Origin of the sequence: Qipengyuania qiaonensis (assembly GCF_019711515.1) — a bacterium.
Lineage (GTDB): Bacteria > Pseudomonadota > Alphaproteobacteria > Sphingomonadales > Sphingomonadaceae > Qipengyuania > Qipengyuania qiaonensis.
Window position 1 is genome coordinate 130391 of the sequence record NZ_JAIGNO010000003.1, and the last position, 17724, is coordinate 148114.

Annotated in this window: 14 protein-coding genes; 8 read left to right on the forward strand and 6 right to left on the reverse strand. The window is 62.5% G+C overall.

The annotated features are described in order from the left end of the window. Positions 1-74 precede the first annotated feature (74 nt). Entirely contained in the window at positions 75-380 is a 306-nt protein-coding gene (locus K3174_RS06300) for a hypothetical protein (RefSeq protein WP_221556923.1), read from the reverse strand. Between the two features lie 116 nt (positions 381-496). Further along, on the reverse strand, positions 497-1339 hold the full coding sequence (locus tag K3174_RS06305) for a hypothetical protein (protein WP_221556926.1): 843 nt from the start codon (positions 1337-1339) through the stop codon (positions 497-499). Positions 1340-1431: 92 nt separating this feature from the next. Between K3174_RS06305 and K3174_RS06310 the strand changes: the two genes are divergently transcribed. Continuing rightward, a complete protein-coding gene (locus tag K3174_RS06310) occupies positions 1432-1950 on the forward strand; it encodes a DoxX family protein (RefSeq protein ID WP_345719600.1) in 519 nt (172 codons plus the stop codon). Beyond that, entirely contained in the window at positions 1947-2600 is a 654-nt protein-coding gene (locus K3174_RS06315) for a hypothetical protein (protein WP_221556929.1), read from the forward strand. The genes K3174_RS06310 and K3174_RS06315 overlap by 4 nt, the downstream gene beginning before the upstream one ends. Before the next feature lie 192 nt (positions 2601-2792). On the opposite strand, the gene K3174_RS06320 is transcribed toward K3174_RS06315, so the two are convergent. The 3 genes from K3174_RS06320 to K3174_RS06330 form a co-directional block, all read right to left on the reverse strand. Further along, positions 2793-4766 carry a ParB/RepB/Spo0J family partition protein gene (locus K3174_RS06320; protein ID WP_221556931.1) on the reverse strand — a complete coding sequence of 658 codons (1974 nt, stop codon included), beginning with the start codon at positions 4764-4766 and terminating at the stop codon, positions 2793-2795. Between the two features lie 104 nt (positions 4767-4870). Next, positions 4871-9118 carry a strawberry notch-like NTP hydrolase domain-containing protein gene (locus K3174_RS06325; protein WP_221556933.1) on the reverse strand — a complete coding sequence of 1416 codons (4248 nt, stop codon included), beginning with the start codon at positions 9116-9118 and terminating at the stop codon, positions 4871-4873. A gap of 75 nt (positions 9119-9193) precedes the next feature. Beyond that, a complete protein-coding gene (locus K3174_RS06330; RefSeq protein WP_221556935.1) occupies positions 9194-10108 on the reverse strand; it encodes a DUF7146 domain-containing protein in 915 nt (304 codons plus the stop codon). Positions 10109-10347: 239 nt separating this feature from the next. Between K3174_RS06330 and K3174_RS06335 the strand changes: the two genes are divergently transcribed. Further along, entirely contained in the window at positions 10348-10689 is a 342-nt protein-coding gene (locus K3174_RS06335; RefSeq protein WP_221556937.1) for a helix-turn-helix domain-containing protein, read from the forward strand. Between the two features lie 6 nt (positions 10690-10695). After that, the gene (locus tag K3174_RS06340) at positions 10696-11946 is read left to right on the forward strand and encodes a type II toxin-antitoxin system HipA family toxin (RefSeq protein WP_221556939.1); all 1251 of its coding nucleotides are present in this window, start codon (positions 10696-10698) and stop codon (positions 11944-11946) included. Between the two features lie 263 nt (positions 11947-12209). Here the strand turns inward: K3174_RS06340 and K3174_RS06345 are convergent, their stop codons facing one another. Next, positions 12210-13211: an alpha/beta hydrolase family protein gene (locus K3174_RS06345; protein WP_221556941.1), complete on the reverse strand. Its 1002-nt coding sequence runs from the start codon at positions 13209-13211 to the stop codon at positions 12210-12212. A gap of 339 nt (positions 13212-13550) precedes the next feature. Between K3174_RS06345 and K3174_RS06350 the strand changes: the two genes are divergently transcribed. The 4 genes from K3174_RS06350 to K3174_RS06365 all read left to right on the forward strand — a co-directional run bounded on the left by K3174_RS06350 (position 13551) and on the right by K3174_RS06365 (position 17642). Next, the gene (locus K3174_RS06350) at positions 13551-14009 is read left to right on the forward strand and encodes an RrF2 family transcriptional regulator (protein WP_221556943.1); all 459 of its coding nucleotides are present in this window, start codon (positions 13551-13553) and stop codon (positions 14007-14009) included. Between the two features lie 98 nt (positions 14010-14107). Continuing rightward, entirely contained in the window at positions 14108-14275 is a 168-nt protein-coding gene (locus K3174_RS06355; RefSeq protein ID WP_221556950.1) for a YezD family protein, read from the forward strand. Between the two features lie 76 nt (positions 14276-14351). After that, entirely contained in the window at positions 14352-16823 is a 2472-nt protein-coding gene (locus K3174_RS06360; RefSeq protein WP_221556952.1) for a TonB-dependent receptor, read from the forward strand. 27 nt (positions 16824-16850) lie between these two features. Next, on the forward strand, positions 16851-17642 hold the full coding sequence (locus tag K3174_RS06365) for a sulfite exporter TauE/SafE family protein (RefSeq protein WP_221556955.1): 792 nt from the start codon (positions 16851-16853) through the stop codon (positions 17640-17642). The last annotated feature ends 82 nt before the right edge of the window (positions 17643-17724 follow it).

Genomic DNA, 17724 nt, shown 5'->3' on the forward strand with positions numbered 1-17724 from the left:
GGCGAGTCTCCGCAGTGGCCGGCGTTGAAATTGTCGCGACATTCGGTTTGCGCCGTCAATGCGGTCTGCCGCCTTCAGCCTCTGAACCCTTCCCCCTGTCCGCGGTGAAGCGCGATTTCTTCTCGGGCCGCTTGTGTAAAGCCGGCGATGTCTTCCGTCATGAGCGTTCCCGCCTCGCGCCACGCCCAGGCGAGGACCTCGGCAGCTCTCTGCTGGAGCATCTCGTCTTCGTCGGCATTGCGTGCGGTCGTAAGAAGTGCCGCGCGACCTTCTTCAAGGATCCCGATCATGCGCGCCGCATAGTCCCTTTCCCAATCCTCCGATCTTTCATCCAGATAGACTGCCAAGGCGTCCTCAGGCGTTTCTGGTACAGGTTGCATCGTGCGTTCTCCTTACTTCCGCAGAAAAGCGAATTGTGCCGATCAGTGAGAATATCGCTCGCATCGGTTCGATCGAAAAATTGCCAACTTCGGCCGAAGTGGAGCGGCGCGCCAAGTCAGTAACCGAACCTGGAGAGATACTCTTCCTCGGTTTCAGCGCGCAGATCGATGCCGGCGGCCGCCTCCAACGCCCCTGCTCGCTGCCTGAATTCGGTCGCTACAGGCTTGCCGAGGTAACGATCTGCCAGCGCCGACAGATAGTGCAGCGAATGCGCTTCGCGCAGCAGTGCAGACACAACCGGGTCGCCCCAATCGGCGGTCGCAACCGGAAAGCGCAGGTCAGGGCTGAAGAAGCCGGCGGGTCGCTTCTGCGTCGTCCAGATAAACGGAACGTCCGGGATCAGGTCAACCTCTTGCGCCACGGCTGCCTGTTCCTCGCAAACCCGCTCACGCACTTCATCCGGCGTAAGCGGAAAGAGCTGTTTGTGCTTAACAACCTCATAGGCAAAACTTGCGACCGCCTCGATTTCCGGCACAAGCAGTTCGCACATGCTGGCTCTCATGACACCGAACATTCTCGCCATGTCACCGGCGTCAGCGCGCCAGTGCGGTTGGCCATCACCGGTCCACAAGTGGAGAACGTGGCGCGGCCTGAAAACTTCAGCAGGCTTCGGCGAATAGCGCCCTTGAGGGTCTCGCCGCACAGAACAGTCGGGGTGCTCCATCGCTGGATGAAAAACCGAAAGTTCGACACTCACTCCGTACGGTTCGCCAAGGTCGCGCCTGCGCGGTTCGGGAATAAGGTGAAGCCTGAGGAACCGGTCCGGACGCTCAGCCGATCCATCCCAGCGCTCGCTGATCGAGGATGTTACTCGCTGAAACCCCAGATCACGAAACAGCGGGAGGATCAGTCTGCGGATTTCGGCAGCAGCCGCCTTGTCCAACACATCGATGGCCATGCCCACCCCCAACCGCCGTCGCTTGATCCGGAGTATCCGATCAAATGCGCTGCGCAAACTGAAAATCAAATCAACACGAATGGAAAACGACTGTGCAATGCAATTCGCTAGGCGCACTTGTTGCACGCGTTGTATTCTCGGGTTTCTTTGCGATGGCCGCGGTAATGAAGATATCCGACCCTTTGGTGACGACCGATACGATCGAGGCGGCAGGATTTCCGATGCCTGCATTGCTGACATGGTTCGCCGTAATTTTCGATTTCGCGGTCGCGGCAGCTATCTTCAGCGGCATTGCCTATCAGGCAGCTAAACTTGGTCGGCTGCTTACGTGGCTTTTTTCGCCCTTGTGTTTCACGGTCCGGACCGTTGGCAGAGCAATCAGGTCGAGTTTGCGTTTTTCATCGACCATGTCACCTTGCTTGCCGGCCTGGTTTTGGCCGCTTGCCATGACCCCGGAAAATTCGCCCTCCATCGCACACGGGACGGAAGAAGTCGGCGTGTTCTCTCCGCAGAAGGGTGCGTTCGCAGATTTTGCGGAGGCGCTGGACGGCGGTCACGCAATTTCGCATCTGCGCAGTAGTGAAGCTGCGGCGGCGAGGAGTGAGTCATGACGGATTGGTATCGCAACACCACATGGGATGAGGACATCGGGCAAGCATTCGATAAGAAATTGGGTCGTGCCAAACACAAAGCGCAATACCTAAACATTCAGGCCTATACTCTTCTGGCTCATGATCCCCTAGCAGCAGCGGAACTCGCAAGACGCGCAGTTGCAACAGGCGACGTCGATCAGGAGGCACGGGCACGACTCTATCTTGGAACCGCATTGGCTATGGCCGGAGACGTGGACAGCGCTGTCGATGCGCTGGAAGAAGCTATCGCTGTTGAACAGCGCAACCCTGCCAGCCGTACCGGAGCCTTCCTCGACCAAGCCCTGTTGATCGCCATGTCTCGAAGAAACGACATGTACGAGATTGCCTTGGAGCGTCTGGATAGCGAGCCGGAAATTCTGTTCGAGCAAGAAATCTCGACCGCGCTGATTGCAGCGATCCTGATCCGCCACGAATTGGGACACGATATGTCTGAACCTGCCGCTCGAATTCTCGGGCTTCTAGAATCCTTTGATGCCGAAGCCCACGCGCCCATGCCGTCTTATCTTTCAATCGACACGTTGCGCAGCCGCCTTTCGGAAGTGAAGGCAGGTAGTATCCTCCCGGAGCCCGCGCCACGGGCCTTTGTCGGTCGCGATCGACCCGATTAAGAGTGGAAAGTGTCGATCTAGCCGCAACACCAGAGCCGAGAGACCGGTACGGCGGCCTGCTGATCCTTCGGCATCATGCGTGTTGTGCCAACGGGTATCGTCCTTTCAACCCAGACACGCATAATAGAAAAAAGCGGCCCGTCCCGAGAGGGACAGACCGCCCGCCGAACGACCTGGACCTGTCAGGAGGGGTCAGGCAGCCTGCTCGGCAATCTCGTCAGTTCCTTCGGCGTTGACCGCCTCATCTCCTACATGGTCGGCCAATTCGACTTCTTCAGAACCGGCGAAACGCATGATCGAAGGCACCCAGGCCTGAGCCCGTTCCTTTACTTCGGCCTCGCCGATGAGGTTGCCGGAGAAGATGCGCTCGGCAGCGCTCGCCAGTTCGGCTTTCTTCGATGCAGCATAGCGACTGACCAGCTCCGGACCACCGACAGCATCGAGCGCTTCGAGCGTGCGAGCCTTGGCCACCCGGTCGAAGTAACTCGCCGCTGTGGGACGCCACCAATGCGCGGTCTCGATTTCGAGGAGGGAGCCGAGCGTCTCATGCATCGGCACCGAGCGCTCGCCTTCGCAAGCAAGGCTTGCAATCAGAGTGCGCGAGACAACATGACCAAGCCAAGCCGAGCGCGCCTCGTCGGAAAGCGCCCGGAAGTTGGCGAACCGCTCGACATCGCTTGTCCCAGCGCGCCAGCTTTCATCGAGCGAACCGGCGAACTCGGCGAGCGCAGCGCTCGCCGGTGCATCCTTGGCCTCGAACCCGGTAACCGGGCCCGAAGCCACCGAGCCGACAAGCGTCGACGCTTTCTTGGCGCGCCAGTCATGGCCGTCGGCATCGGCGAGCGTGAAGACCATGAAGTCGAGCGCCAGTGCCGGATCGTTGGCGAGATGGATTGCCAGGATATCGCGGCGCTGCATGGCCAGTTCGTCGAGCAGGCGCTGCGACAACGAGCTTCCCTTGGGCTTCGCCGCACCGTTTTCCTCAATCGCCTCGACCACACCTTCGTCAGCGATGACTTCGGTCTCGGTATAGAACTGCGGAACCAAGGTCGGCTCGCCATTGCGCGAGAGGACGAGGAAGGCGCCAGCATCGGATTTCAGTTCGTCGGCGAGTACCGGCGGCCGGTCATTGAGCGCGCGCATGGCACGGTCGATGACGACGAGTTCCTGTTCGGCCTTGGCGACCTCGTCCTCGTCGCTATCCTCGTCTTCGAGTACGGCGGCGACACGGTCGTAGTCGGCCTCGAGCTCGCCGAGCTCCCGAGCTTCCTGCTCGGTCATTGGCGCATGCCCGCAGGGCAAGCGACCGAGACCTTCAACAAGGTCTTGGCTGACGTAGTTGCCAAGGGTCGGCCGAACCCAGGCAAGGCCATATTCAAGCGCGGTCTTTTCTGCGGCTTCGTCCATGGCCTTGTGCGCGAGGTCCTCGAGCAGCGCGACATCGATCCAGCTCTCGCTGGCATCATCGTCGAACAGTTCGCGCTCGATCCGGCCGCCTGCGGCGAGGTAGGCATCGCGTCCGACGAGCACGGCACGCGGATCGGAACCACGCACCGATGCATCGAGCACCATGCGGCGGATCGTGTCAGGCGTGATCTGGTACCAGACGTCCTGCAGCTCGGTATAGACATGCGCCTGACGCTCCACGTCGGAAATCGCGCCATAGGCCTTGGCCATGTCGAGCGTGATCGTGCCTTCGGCAAGCGCTTCGAAGACACATGGCGCGAGACTTGCCAGGCGCAAACGCCCTTCGACGAACCGGACAGTGAGGCCGAAGCGACGCGCCACGTCTTCGGTGGTAGCCCCTGCCTCGATGATGGAAGCGAAGGCCTGCGCCTCGTCGGCGGGGTTCATCGCGAGGCGCTGGAAGTTCTCGGCAAGACTGGCTTCGCGCACTTCGCTTTCTTCGCCTTCGATGACGAGGCAAGTGACCTCGTGGATGTCGGGCAATGTGCCCTCTTCGGCCAGCGCCTGCAGCGCGGCGAGACGGCGACCGCCTGCTTCGACCTCGAACTTGCCGCGCTTTCCTTTGCGCACGACGAGGTTCTGCAGTAGGCCGCGGGCAGCAATGTCTGCACGCAGCTGGAGGTCGGCCAGCACGTCGCTCGACTTGCGAACGTTGCGCGGGCTCGGGACGAGCTTCTTCAAGGGAATCGACTGGATCATGGGTGTTCTCCTGATGGAATGAGGGCGCAGGTGAGGATCACGAGGCCCACAAGCCCAAAGGGCTCCCTCCACTCTCATTCTGAGATTGGGGTCCGCCCTAAGGATCAGGCGGCAAGCGCAGGGAGGACCGACGAGACTCTCGACACCGGCACGAACAGCCGCGTGCGGTAGCGGATGATCTCAGTGAAACAGCCCTTGTTCTTGTACCAGTCGAGCCGATCGGGCGAGAACCCGGTCAGTTCAAGGCGCTGTTCGCCGCCGACCAGCGATCGCTTGACGGTCAAGGCATCGTGGCTTGCGAGGACCAGCGGCTTTCCGCTTGAGAGGACCAGGTCGCCGATCTGCTCTGCAGCTGGCCCGGTAACTCCGCAAAGGCCAAAGGTATCGGCGATTGCGGCGAGATCGATATCGAGCACTTCGCGGCCGAAGATCGACTGGCCATCTTCGGCAACGAGCCGGGTAACCCGAACATGATCGCCGGGCAGGCGCTTCCAGACCGGGAGCAGCAGTCCGGTAGCAAGATGGACGCGCTTGGTCACAGGTGCAGCGGAGGCCTCCTCTTCCTCGGCTCGCCAGGCGCTGGTGAATGCGGTAACGCCAACCTCCTCCCAGTGGCTTTCAGCAAGCGCCTCAAGCGTCCAGTTCGCGGATTTGAGCGGGCGCAGCAGTCGTCGGCGTTCGATCACGGCCCCGTCGTCAGCGATGAGGCGCCGGGCTGGAACCGACAGTGCGATCTTGCCCGAGCGCGCATTGCGCATCGGTATCGCGTGCGGGCTGCCGATCTCGTGCATCCGCACCAGGCGCTGCAATCGTAGGGGCCGAAGGTGCCGGCTCACTTCGAGCGAGACGAGCCGGGTCTCCGCTCCGGTCACAGGATCGGCGCGCAGGAGTTCATCTGCCAGGACCGTGAACCGATCGACCCTCACGGTTTCCAGTCCCTGGTCGAGCGTTCCGGCCTCGCGCGCGGCTTCGATCCGCGCCTCTACCAACCCGAGATATTCGTCAAAGATTCCGTTCTGGAGCGCGATCGGCAGCGCGAGAATGCGGTTTAGCCAGCGCTGGATCGTGGGGAGATTGTCGGTCAGCCCCCCATCTGGGTTTTCGAGACGGAGGCCCGTTCGCTCGACGAATTGGCCGAAGCTCGTGGCTTCGAGCTTGCCGTCATAGAGCAGCTGGAACCAGCGGCTGAGCGCATCGCGCGCATAGTCGCTTTCGAGATTGTCTGCCGGGTCGAACAGGTTCTGTCCGCCGGTCTGGCGCTGGCCGCGCGTAAGCGCGCCCAAGGCATCGAGCCTTCGCGCAATGGTCGAGATGAACCGGCGCTCACCCTTCACGTCGGTGGTTACCGGCCGGAACAGCGGGGCCGAGGCCTGGTTGGTGCGGTTGGTACGGCCGAGACCCTGGATCGCGTTGTCGGCGCGCCAGCCCGGCTCGAGCAGGAAATGAGCCCGGCGCTGCTGGTTACGGCAGCCGAGATCGGCATGGTAGGAACGCCCCGTGCCGCCCGCGTCCGAGAAGACCAGGATGCGCTTGGTCCCGTCCATGAAGCTTTGCGCTTCGGCGACATTGGCGCTGGGGCTACGCCGTTCGAGGCGTTGCTGACCATCGCGTCCCATCACCAGCCTGCGGGTTCGGCCCGTCACCTCGGCGACGGCGTCGGTTCCGAAGTGCTCGATGATCGCATCGAGCGCTGTGGCGATGGGCGGCAGCGCGCAGAGCTGTTCGATCAGCGCATCGCGCGCAGCAATGGCGCGCGGGCAGAAAACGGGATTGCCTTCCTCGTCGCTCATCGCCTCGGAGCGAAGATTGCCATCCTCGTCGGCGAAGACCTGCATCAGGCGCACAGGGAAGCTCTTCGCAAGATAGTCGATGACGTACTCTCGCGGGGACAGATCGATGTCGAGCGCTTCGCGTTCTTCCACGCTAAGGTCGGCAAGGCGCCGGTCGAGCATGGCCTCGGCGGTCGAGACCAGCTGCACGACTACCGAATGGTTCGCGCCAAGAGCTGCTTCCATCGCCGGGATCAGGCTCGGCAGCTTCATCGAGAGCAGAAGCTGGGCAAAGAAGCGTTGCTTGGTGCCTTCGAAGATCGAAAGCGCCGCCGATTTGGCGTTGCGGTTGAGCGTATCGCCGCTGTCCTCGTCGACCACGCGGGTTGCTTCGAGCGCAGCTTCAAGGTTGCGGTGGATGATCGCCCAGGCATCAGCATAGGCATCGTAGATCCGCACCTGTGCTTCGGTCAGACTGTGTTCGAGGATCTCGTACTCTACCCCGGCGAAGGATAGCGCACGGGCGAGATAGAGGCCCTGGGCCTTGAGATCACGAGCGACGAGTTCCATCGCTGCGACGCCGCCGGCGCGGATCTCGGTCATGAACGCCTCGTGGGTCGGGAATGCGGTCTCGGGTCCCCACAGGCCAAGCCTGGACGTGTAGCCTAGGTTGGCGATATCCGAAGCGCCGGTGGCAGACGCGTAGAGCACGCGGGCACGCGGGAGATGGTTCTGCAGCCTGAGGCCCGCCATCCCTTGCTCGGAGCCCTTGACCTTGCCGCGGATTGAAGAGCTCCCGAGCGCATTGGCCATCGCGTGAGCTTCGTCGAAGGCAATCACGCCGTCGAAATCCTCGCCCGCCCAGGCAAGGATCTGGTCGAGCCGCGTATCCTCGGCGCGCCCCGAGCGCAGCGTCGGGTAGGTCACGAAGAGGATGCCTTCGGACATTGTTACAGGATGGCCAAGTTTCCAGCGTGAGAGCGGCTGGAGATCGAGAGCCATGGCGCCGAGCGCTTCCCAGTCGCGGCGTGCATCTTCGAGCAGCGCCTCGTTCTTGGTGATCCAGACATGCCGGCGCTCGCCTGCGAGCCAGCGGTCCATGATCACCGCTGCGATCTGCCGTCCCTTGCCCGCTCCGGTTCCGTCGCCGAGGAAGAAGCCTTGGCGGAACGCGTCCCCGTCTTCGGATAGTTCCAGCGCAGTGCCTTCCTGGCTGACCTTGAACTGGCCCGGTAAGTTGCGCGCGAATGCCTGGGCAGCGTAGATCAGTGTCTCGCACTGAGCCTCGGATAAAAGGCCATCGGCCTGCCAGTTGGTGGGGAGACGTGGCCGCACTTCCGGCTGGGGCGCCGCGACCGAACCCATGGCGACCGATTCCACGAGCGGGGTGGGATGGACCGGCGCGTCTTCGAAGGCGATGCGGCTGGGCCGGTAAGGCAGGTAAATGCCTGCCTGTTCGGGTACAGGCGCAGGTTCGGCTAGGACCGAATAGGCAAGATTGGTCGCATTCGCTGTGGCTGCTGGTGTCGCTGCGAAAGGCGCCAACGGCCGGACCGGCGTGCGTTGGGTCGAAGTCTTGCCAACGAGGCGCGCTGGCTTGCCGAGCGGCAGGCGATGGATGTTGGCGGAGGTCTGTACGCGTGGCGGAAGCGCAGTGATAAGCTCGTGGAGCGAGATGAGGTCGTCAGTATCTCCGGTGATTGCGGGCAAGGACGCAATCGGCGTCTTGTCGAACACGACCAGGCGAACGGCGATCCCCGTGCCCGTCCGTCGAAACATCTGCTGCAAGCGGACATTGAGCAGGAGCGACGCGTCATCCTGTGCCTTGGCGAAGGTGGAAGCATCGAAGCCTTCGGGCATGATCGCGACAATCCTCGCGCCACCGGCAGCGGCCCGGATCGCGCTGCGCAGGTGGCGCTGCGCCGTCTCACTATCCCTGCCGCGTTCCTGGCTGCGCGCGAATGGCGGGTTTATCAACACGACCGACGGAACAGGGCCGCGATGCAGGTCGGCGATCAATTCCCCGTCATGCGCGGTGATCGTGGTCGAAGGGAAGATGTGGCCCAGGCCGTCTCGTCTTGCCGGATCGATCTCGTTGAGGACCAATGAGGCGTTCTGGACGCTGCCCCAGAGAGCAAGAGCGCCATTGCCCGCGGACGGTTCGAGGAGCGTGTCTTGCGCAGAGACGGCTGCGGCCTTCGCCATCAGCCAGGCCAGCATTGGCGGGGTCGAGAACTGTTGGAGCTCGACCTGTGCTTCGCTGCGCACGTGCCGCGGCGGCAAGGCAGCCTCGAGCCAGTCGAAACGCGCTTCGGCTTCATGCACGCTTGTCGCCAGATCGATGCGTGAAGATTCCCGTAGCCACAGCATTGCGCCGATCTCGGCCGCGTTGTTGTAGTCATCGATGGTCCAGGCGCTTCCCCAGTCCAGGGCGCCGGTGTCTTTGGCGAACAGGCCGGAAATGTCCGCACGGGTCAGATGGCGTCCCGAGGCAAGAAGCGCCGCAATCTTGGTGCTGATTGCGAAGGCCAGGGGCTCTGACGGCAACTGCTCGCTGGCGGGAAACAGGTCTGATTGAATCATGGCAATTCGTCCTCCTGATGGGGGCATCGGGACACGCCCTCTGCCGGATCAGGAAATCGAGAAGCCATCTCTCCTCTACCGCGCCGCCTTGCGGCGCAGCCATGCTGTCAGTTCATCGTTCCAGTCGGTATCGCGCAAGGAAGGTTTGCGAACCTGGATCGTCCGTCCTTCACGGGCATAAGCGGCCAGGCCACGCGACGCAGCCAGCTCGCCGCCAGCATCGTGATCGACGAAGAGATGAAGTTCGGTCACGCTCTCAGGCACGCTGACGAGACCGAAGCGCTCATTGCCCAGGGTCGCCCAGACGGGAATACCGGTAAGAGCATAAGCCGACATCGCGCTCTCGATGCCCTCGGCGAGGCCAAGCTTGCCGGAAACTGGAGCGAAGAGACGAACAGCAGCTTCACCGAGCGCGCCGAGCGCGCGTTTCGGCTTTTCGAAAGCGGCCTTGATTGAAGCCTCGGTAGACAGGAATGTGCGGTGGATGGCCATCGGCCCCTCGTCGAGGCTTACCGCCGCGATCATGGCGGGAAGAAAACGGGTTCGTCCTTTCGGGCCAAGCGGCGTTCGTGGATGGAAGCGGAGCGCCGGAGATGCGGCGAGGATGCCGCGGCTTTCAAGATATGCCTTTGCCGAACTGGCACGCAGTGGCTGCGCATCGCGCCAGATCCTCAGCGCTACCGCCGAGGGTTTGCGGGTGCTGGTCGATTCGGGTTCGTTGTTGGTCGCAGAACCTGCAAAAAGCGCCGGTGTCTCGAAACCTTCACGCGCCAGAGCAGCCAGCACGCTCTGCTGATCGCATCCCGCGAAACAGTGGAAGAGGATGGCCTGTCGGCCGAGCGACACACCGAGTGACGGTGTGCGGTCATCATGCGCGGGGCAACAGGCCATGCCCTTTGTGCCGGACCATTTGCCGCCTCGCGATTCGCAGATCTGGCGGGCGGTCTCGGCAAGCGACCGGTCGGGGTGAGATCGGACAGACGGGGACATGCGACCTCCTGAACGTGGCAGATGCAACAGCAAGAGCGTCCCTCTGCTCCTGGCTCATCGTCTCGCGTCGGCCTTCAAAATTGCGATGCCATCCAACAATAGAGCAGGCTTTACTGTTCTAGCGTGAGCGCTGGTGTGTGATACCCAACGACTGTGTGTGCTCATGAGAATTCGTGGTTTGAAGCATGACATATCATTTGAATTTGACAGAATGCACATGATATGTCATCTGAGACACTATGCCACGCGCCTCCAGAGCCGCCACCGGACTGCCGCCCCAGAGCCAACGCGCCATCGCGCAACTTGGCAGGGATATTGCGCTCGCGCGCCGACGGCGCAAGCTGCCACAGCGCCTGATGGCCGAGCGCATGCTCGTCTCGGTCCAGACGTTGCAGCGGCTTGAGGCCGGAGACCCCACGGTCGGCCTTGCGGTCCTCGCAAGCGCGCTTCATGTGTTCGGCATGACCGGCCGTCTCGCCGGTCTCGCCGCGCCAGATACCGATCGGGCAGGGATCAGCGAGGATCTCGCCCGCCTGCCCAGGACGACCCACGCGGCGGGCGACGATGATCTGGATTTCTGAGCCGTAATGGTGACCATGCGCACCTATGTCTTCGTGCATCTGCCCGAAGGCCCGGTCCCGGCTGGCCTGCTGACCATGACCGACGAGCCGCGCAACCGGTTCGCGACCTTCGCCTATGGCAGGCGCTATCTCGAGCGTCCCGATCGTCTGGCGGTGGATCCCGTCGCCCTGCCACTTCCCGAGGCAGGGACCAGCGTGACCTATCGCACGGAAGAGGGTTTCGCCGTCTTCAACGGCATTCGCGATGCCGCGCCGGACGGCTGGGGGCAGTACCTCATGTATAAGGCCATGGGTGACCGGACGCCGAGCGAGATCGACCTGATCCTTGCTTCAGGAGAACACCGGGTCGGGTGCCTCGCCTTTGGTCCCACGCCCGAACGCCCGCAGCGCATCACACCATGGGGCGAAGGCGCGGCGCCGGGTGAGCATTTCACGCTGGGCGAACTGGCCGAAGCGGCCGAGCGCGCGCAGCATGTCGAGGAGCTGGACGAGAACCTGCGCCGCCTGCTGACCGCGGGATCGTCGCTCGGCGGCGCGCGCCCCAAGGCGGCAACCGAAATCGCCGACCAGTCGTGGATTGCCAAGTTCGAGGCGCGCAATGACAGCTTTCCCGAATGCCGGGTCGAGTATGCGACGATGCGGCTCGCTGCCGAATGCGGTCTCAATGTTCCGGCGCTGGGTCTCAGGCGGGTGCTTGAACGCGACATCTATCTGATCGAGCGCTTTGACCGCGTCCATCATGGCAACTGGATGGAGCGGCGCCATTTCGCGTCCGGCCTGACCATGCTCGGCGCGCACGAGAGCGAGGTAAGCCGTTACAGCTATGCCGACCTGGCGGGCGCTCTGCGCCAGCTTGGGACCGAGGTGCGCGCCGATCTCCACGAATTGTTCCGGCGCATGGTGTTCAACATCCTCGTCACCAATGACGATGATCACCTGCGCAACCACGGCTTCCTGTTTGACGGCAAGGGCTGGCGCCTGTCGCCGCTCTACGATGTGGTCCCCAAGCCGCAGGTCGGTCTCGATCGGCGGCTCGTCCTGGGTGTTGGCCCGCAGGGGCGCAACGCGACGCTTGAGAACGCTTTGGCCGGTGCCGCCGTCTTCGATCTTGGCGAAGAGGCGGCGGCCAAGATGATCGCTCAGATGCGGAAGATCGTCGCCGCGCGCTGGGAGCAGCTGTTCGAAGGGGCGGGGCTTGGCCGGGCCGATCGGGGACGCTTCGCGACCTGTTTCCGTCTGGCGATCGATCAGGAGTGAGCCGAACGCTTCTTGCTGCGCCCATGCCGAGAGAATCGGGACATGTTCCACCGAAGTGTGACCGGTTCTGGGCCGTTTCCCTCCAGATTGTTTCTGGATACCCGACCGCGAACCTGTCATAAATTTAGGCAACGTTTGTCCCAGCCGCAGGCCTTTCAAGCCTCAATGTAAGGGTGATCCTCTCAAGGATGCTTCACGCCCGAAGACTAACGGCACCTGTTCGCGGTCCGTGTGGTGGGAAGAGACAGTTGCCCGTTAGCTCTTCAGCGACCACGCGGCATTGTACCCAGCCTTCTCGCAAGCCAGTTTCCGACGAGCTCGGTGACGACCGGCATTGTGCCATCCTTTGGTGCGGTTCCAGAGCTCGGCATCGGTGTTGCACGCTGCAATTCGTGGGTCATGCCAGGAATCGCGACAACGATCGCATCGGGGTTCCCCTGCAAGGCCACCGTCGCCGCTTCGATGCTGAGGTAGGGAGCGATGACTTCATCTTTCGACCCGTAGATGGCGAGCGTCGGCATACGCAGCCGTTCGAGAGCACGGTCGGATGCGACATCGTACATCGAAAGCACAACCTCGTCATCCAAGGCCGCAACGAAATTCTCCGCCTGATCTTGCGGGAAGCCGACCTCTGCGAATGCATCTACAACCGCTTTTCTCAGATTCGCTGTTTCACTTTCGTCGGCAACCTCGCTGCGAGCGTTCATCCAGGCTGCAACCGCCGCAGTCACTCGATTGATCTGCTCACTGGTCTTCCCGGCGTTCGTGAGATGGCCGCGCAGGATACCGAGAAACAACTCGCCGCGTGGCCCAACCGGGCCGGAGAGCATGACCACCGCAGCGATCGCCGGATCTTCCGACGCAACCAGCGGCGCGGCGACGGCACCCTGGCTAATGCCCATCAGAGCGATGCGTTCGTGATCAATGTCTGCTCGCGTGCGCAGGAACGCGACGGCAGCGGCCACATCGCGCTGCATGGCGGGAATGGTGTCGACGAAGGTGCCGGTCGATTGCCCCAGTCCGCGCTTGTCGTACATCAGCGTAGCGAAGCCCGCTGCGTGGAGGGTGGCGCGCATGTTTTCCCAACCTCCGCGAGTCCAAGGTCCGGTGCCCGAAATGATGACGACCACAGGAAGAAGGCGCTCGTCGGTCGAAGGCGGCCTTTCGAGGGTGGCAGCGATCACCGTGTCGGGATCGGACGGATAGCGAACCTCTTCGCTTAGCGGAACTTCGCTGACCTGTTGAGCGGTTGCGACCGAAGACATGGCCGAAGCAAGCAATATCAAGAACGCCGCCAAGGCCCGGCACAACTTCACATGCATGGCGTCCTTCTCCGTCGATGTAGGGTGTCGTTTGTCTTGCAGTAAGGCTGGCAGCTTAGCACTAAGAAAGGCGGCTCAAAAGCAGCCAGTCTGCTGCCCGCCCCGGATCGCACGTTTGTCGATTCTAAGTATGCCCGGAAACCTGTTTCCTGATCCGAAAGAACCGCGAGCTGCAGTATGTGGGCCGACAGCGGACTGTCGGCCTTCGAAGGGTCTGCCTATGCAAGCAGACACTTTACCGGGCTACTCGCGCGCCAATAGAGTTTGGTTTAGGGTCGTTTCATGCTCTCGCAGAAAGCCCGCTACGCCATCCGTGCAATCCAGCACCTTGCCGACCGTCATGGAGAAGGCGCAGTGCCGCTCTCGGAGATCGCAGCGCGGCAGAAAATCCCGGCGAAGTTCCTGACGACGATCCTCTCCGAGCTAGGACGCGCGGGAGTCGTGGGATCGCAACGCGGGCGCGACGGCGGGTACTGGCTCGCCGTCGCGCCCTCTAAACTTACCTATGGCGATCTGGTGCGGATGATGCGTGGATCGCTCGCGCTGGTGCCTTGCGCCAGTCGGAACGCGCACGAGCGCTGTACGAACTGCATTGCCGAAGATGAGTGCCGCCTGCGCGCGCTCATGCTGATGGTGCGCGACCAGACCGCCGAATTGCTTGACTCGATCCGCTTGTCTGACCCTGTAGAGCCGCTTCCTTCGTTCGATGAAATGGTTCCCGAGCAATCACACGGTGCCTAAAATTCGAACGCTTTGTCGCATGCTATATTGTCAACTGATTTAGTTGAGAATAGATCGTTGTGCGTGGAGCCGTGATTCGGCAACATGGAGACAAGTGAATGGCTAGCTTGAATGAAAAAGTTACCGAACTGGTGCCCAACCTCTCAGAACCTCTTCTCCAGGTAGCGGCGGCCATCGACACGCTGCGGTTCGGCGTAATCCAGCTGACGGTGCACGAAGGCAAGCTCGTGCAGCTCGAGATCACGGAGAAGCGCCGCTTCACCTGACTTACGCCAACCTCAAACCACCCCGAACAAGCAGACCGGACCACCGGATGCGGCTCGACCCTTCGAAAGCGAGACCATGCATCCGAGATTTCTTATCCGCGCGGCAGCGCTGTTGTCGTGCGCCGCTCCCGTTCTACCAGCTAATGCGCAGGAGGCCAGCTCCAACGAACCAGACCTCTCCGGGAGCGAGCAGGATGAGGCACAGTCGCCTTCTTCCATCGGCACCGGCGCGGTAGATGACGGCACGATCGTCGTCACCGCCCGGCGGCGGCAGGAAAGTTCGCAGGATGTGCCGATCGCGGTGTCGGTGGTGGGCGGCGAGCATATCGACGCGACCGGCAGCTTCAATGTCGGACGGCTGCAACAACTGACCCCGACGCTGCAATTCTATAGCTCCAACCCGCGCAACACCGCAGTCAACATACGCGGCATCGGCGTGCCCTTCGGCCTGACCAACGACGGGATCGAGCAGGGCGTCGGCATCTATGTCGACGATGTCTACTATTCGCGTGTCGCCTCTGCGACGTTCGACTTTCTAGACGTGGCTCAGATCGAAGTGCTCCGCGGGCCGCAGGGCACGCTTTACGGCAAGAACACGACGGCAGGTGCGATCAACATTACAACTCGGCAGCCGACCTTCACGCCTGAAGGCAGCGTCGAGATGTCGCTCGGCAATCTCGACTTCCGCCAGGTCAAGGCAGCGCTCTCCGGACCGTTGAGCGACACGGTCGCAGCGCGCTTGGCGCTTTCTTACACCGACCGCGCGGGCACGCTGTTCAACGCGGCGACGGGCGAGGATATTAACGAGCAGAACAATTTCGGGGCGCGCGGCCAGCTGCTGTGGGAGCCGAGTGACGCGTTCGATGTCACTCTTGCGCTCGACTGGAGCCGTCAGAACCCGCTGTGCTGCGGCACGGTCTACGTCGGTACCGGCGCCACCCAGCGCCCGCTGGAGCGCCAGTTCGCCGCGCTCGCCGCTGTGCAGGGCTATGCCGTCCCTAGCGCCGACCCGTTCGACCGCATTGCCGATCTCGACGCGCCGCTGAGCGCGGTGAACGAGCTTGGCGGAGCGGCGCTCAAGGTGAACTGGCAGCTCGGCCCCGGAACGCTCACGTCTATCACAGCGTGGCGCTTCTGGGACTGGCTACCCGCCAACGATCGCGACTTCCTCGGCCTACCGATCACCACGCTCTCACAGAACCCCTCGCGGCAGGACCAGTGGACGCAGGAATTTCGCTACAGCGCCGATCTCGGCCAGGTCGATTTCGTCTTGGGCGCGTTCGGCTACTATCAGGAAATCCGCACCCAAGGCTCGCAGGCGCAGGGACCGGCGGCGAGCCGGTGGCTGATCAATCCGGCCAACCCGCTTAGCGGCGATCCCTCCTTGCTGAACGGCCTGACCGCCACCAACGACATTCGCCTCGACAATGTCAGTGCCGCGCTGTTCGGTCAGCTGAGCTGGCGCGTCACCGACCGGCTGACGCTGCAGCCGGGCATCCGCGTCAATTACGACAGAAAGGATGGCCTTTACGCTTCTGTCGTCACCAATGGGAACGGGCAGCCCGTCACGTTTGCCAGCATCGATCCGCGCATCGTGGCGCAACGCGCCGTGCTGGCCCCGCAAAGCTTCGAGACGACCTTCAGCGACTGGAATCTGAGCTATGATTTCACCGCCAGCTACGCGCTGGCACCCGACATCCTGGCCTATGCGACCTATGCGAAGAGCTTCAAGTCGGGCGGCATCAACCTCAACGGCGTGCCGTCGGACGCGCAGGGCAATCCGATCCTGGCGGCGGCGAACGTGGCGCCGGAATCGGTCGATCATTTCGAGGCCGGCATCAAGGCGCAGTTCCTCGATCGGCGGCTGACGGCCAACCTCGCCGCATTCCGCACGGAAATCGAGGATTACCAGGCGCTGGTGACTAACGGGCAGCTGGGCGTGCTGCGTGGCTATCTCGCCAATGCCGAAAAGGTTCGCAGTCAGGGGATCGAACTCGACCTGTCGTGGCGACCCAGCGCGCGTTTCAACCTCTATTTCAACGGCGCCTACACCGATGCCGAGTACGCCAGCTTCACCGATGCGCCTTGTCCGCCCGAGCTTTCCGGCGGTGCCTCAGCGCAACCCGGCCAGACGCCCAGCGCACCGGGAGCGCCCGGAGGGATCAGCCCTGCCAACTGCGACATCTCGGGCCAGCGGCTCCCCGGCATTTCCGAATGGGCGTTCTCCTACGGTGCGGAGTACAATCATCCGGCGGTGATCTTCGGTGCGAGCGGCGAGGTCTACCTCGGCTATGACGGTTCGTATCGCTCGGGCTTCTCGTCCAACCCCTCACCATCGATCTACACCAATGTGGACGGTTATTCGCTCAGCAATTTTCGCCTCGGCTTTCGCAGCGACAGCGGGTTCAACCTCTTCGCCTGGGCGCGCAACGCGTTCGACGAAGAGTATTTCGAGCAATTGCAGGTCCCCAGCGGCAACACCGGGCTGATCGTCGGCAATCCCGGCGATCCGGCCACCTATGGCGTCACGGCAGCCTACAGATTCTGATGCCTATCTCAGACGGAGCTTGAACGCATGTTCGACGTATCGACCGTACCGTTGCTCGAGATCGGCGATCTCACGCTCGCCGACATCCTGCCGTTCCTGCTAATCGGCTTCGCGGCACAGTTGATCGACGGCGCGCTCGGCATGGCCTTCGGGGTCATCTCGCAGACCCTCCTGGTGAGCGTCGGTGTCCCACCCGCAGCGGCCTCCGCCAGCGTGCATCTGGTCGAGGTGTTCACGACCGGCGCTTCGGGGACCAGCCACATCGTCCAGCGCAATGTCGATTGGAGCCTCTTCAAGCGGCTCGTCCCGTTTGGCATCGCAGGCGGCGTTGCAGGGGCGTATCTGTTGTCAAACATTGACGCATCGGTCGCGCGGCCATTCGTCATGGCATATTTGGCCATCATCGGGTTGCTGCTGCTATATCGCGCAATCAAGCTGTCCAAGCCGCGCTTCGAAGACCCGAAAACCACCCGACCCCTGGCGCTGGTCGGTGGCTTTCTCGATGCAGCCGGTGGCGGAGGCTGGGGTCCAGTAGTGACCTCGAACCTGCTGATACAGGGCGGCGATCCGCGCCGGATCGTCGGCACGGTCAACACAGCGGAGTTCCTCCTGGCGCTGTCGGTATCGATCGCCTTCATCGCTTCGCTCGGCCTCGCCGCCTTTACGGTGGCGACGGTCGGCCTGATCATCGGCGGCGTGATCGCCGCGCCGCTCGGCGCGATGCTTGTGAAGCGGGTAAGGCCGCGCCTCCTGCTCGGCGCTGTGGCAGTAATACTGATCGCCACAAGCACCTATTCGATCGTGCAAGCCTTTGGTTGAGGTGCACACGCGAAGTGGCTTGCCGGTTTCCAGAAAATGCGCGAATACCGCGCTGCGGGCCCATTCGGCGGACGCCCGCTGA

Bases quoted from the DNA above. Each gene is read 5' to 3' on its own strand.
- K3174_RS06325 (WP_221556933.1), bottom strand. From the start codon at position 9,118: ATGATTCAATCAGACCTGTTTCCCGCCAGCGAGCAGTTGCCGTCAGAG.
- K3174_RS06300 (WP_221556923.1), bottom strand. From the start codon at position 380: ATGCAACCTGTACCAGAAACGCCTGAGGACGCCTTGGCAGTCTATCTG.
- K3174_RS06345 (WP_221556941.1), bottom strand. From the start codon at position 13,211: ATGTCTTCGGTCGCAACCGCTCAACAGGTCAGCGAAGTTCCGCTAAGC.
- K3174_RS06355 (WP_221556950.1), top strand. From the start codon at position 14,108: ATGGCTAGCTTGAATGAAAAAGTTACCGAACTGGTGCCCAACCTCTCA.
- K3174_RS06330 (WP_221556935.1), bottom strand. From the start codon at position 10,108: ATGTCCCCGTCTGTCCGATCTCACCCCGACCGGTCGCTTGCCGAGACC.
- K3174_RS06305 (WP_221556926.1), bottom strand. From the start codon at position 1,339: ATGGCCATCGATGTGTTGGACAAGGCGGCTGCTGCCGAAATCCGCAGA.
- K3174_RS06360 (WP_221556952.1), top strand. From the start codon at position 14,352: ATGCATCCGAGATTTCTTATCCGCGCGGCAGCGCTGTTGTCGTGCGCC.
- K3174_RS06320 (WP_221556931.1), bottom strand. From the start codon at position 4,766: ATGATCCAGTCGATTCCCTTGAAGAAGCTCGTCCCGAGCCCGCGCAAC.
- K3174_RS06350 (WP_221556943.1), top strand. From the start codon at position 13,551: ATGCTCTCGCAGAAAGCCCGCTACGCCATCCGTGCAATCCAGCACCTT.
- K3174_RS06340 (WP_221556939.1), top strand. From the start codon at position 10,696: ATGGTGACCATGCGCACCTATGTCTTCGTGCATCTGCCCGAAGGCCCG.
- K3174_RS06315 (WP_221556929.1), top strand. From the start codon at position 1,947: ATGACGGATTGGTATCGCAACACCACATGGGATGAGGACATCGGGCAA.
- K3174_RS06365 (WP_221556955.1), top strand. From the start codon at position 16,851: ATGTTCGACGTATCGACCGTACCGTTGCTCGAGATCGGCGATCTCACG.
- K3174_RS06335 (WP_221556937.1), top strand. From the start codon at position 10,348: ATGCCACGCGCCTCCAGAGCCGCCACCGGACTGCCGCCCCAGAGCCAA.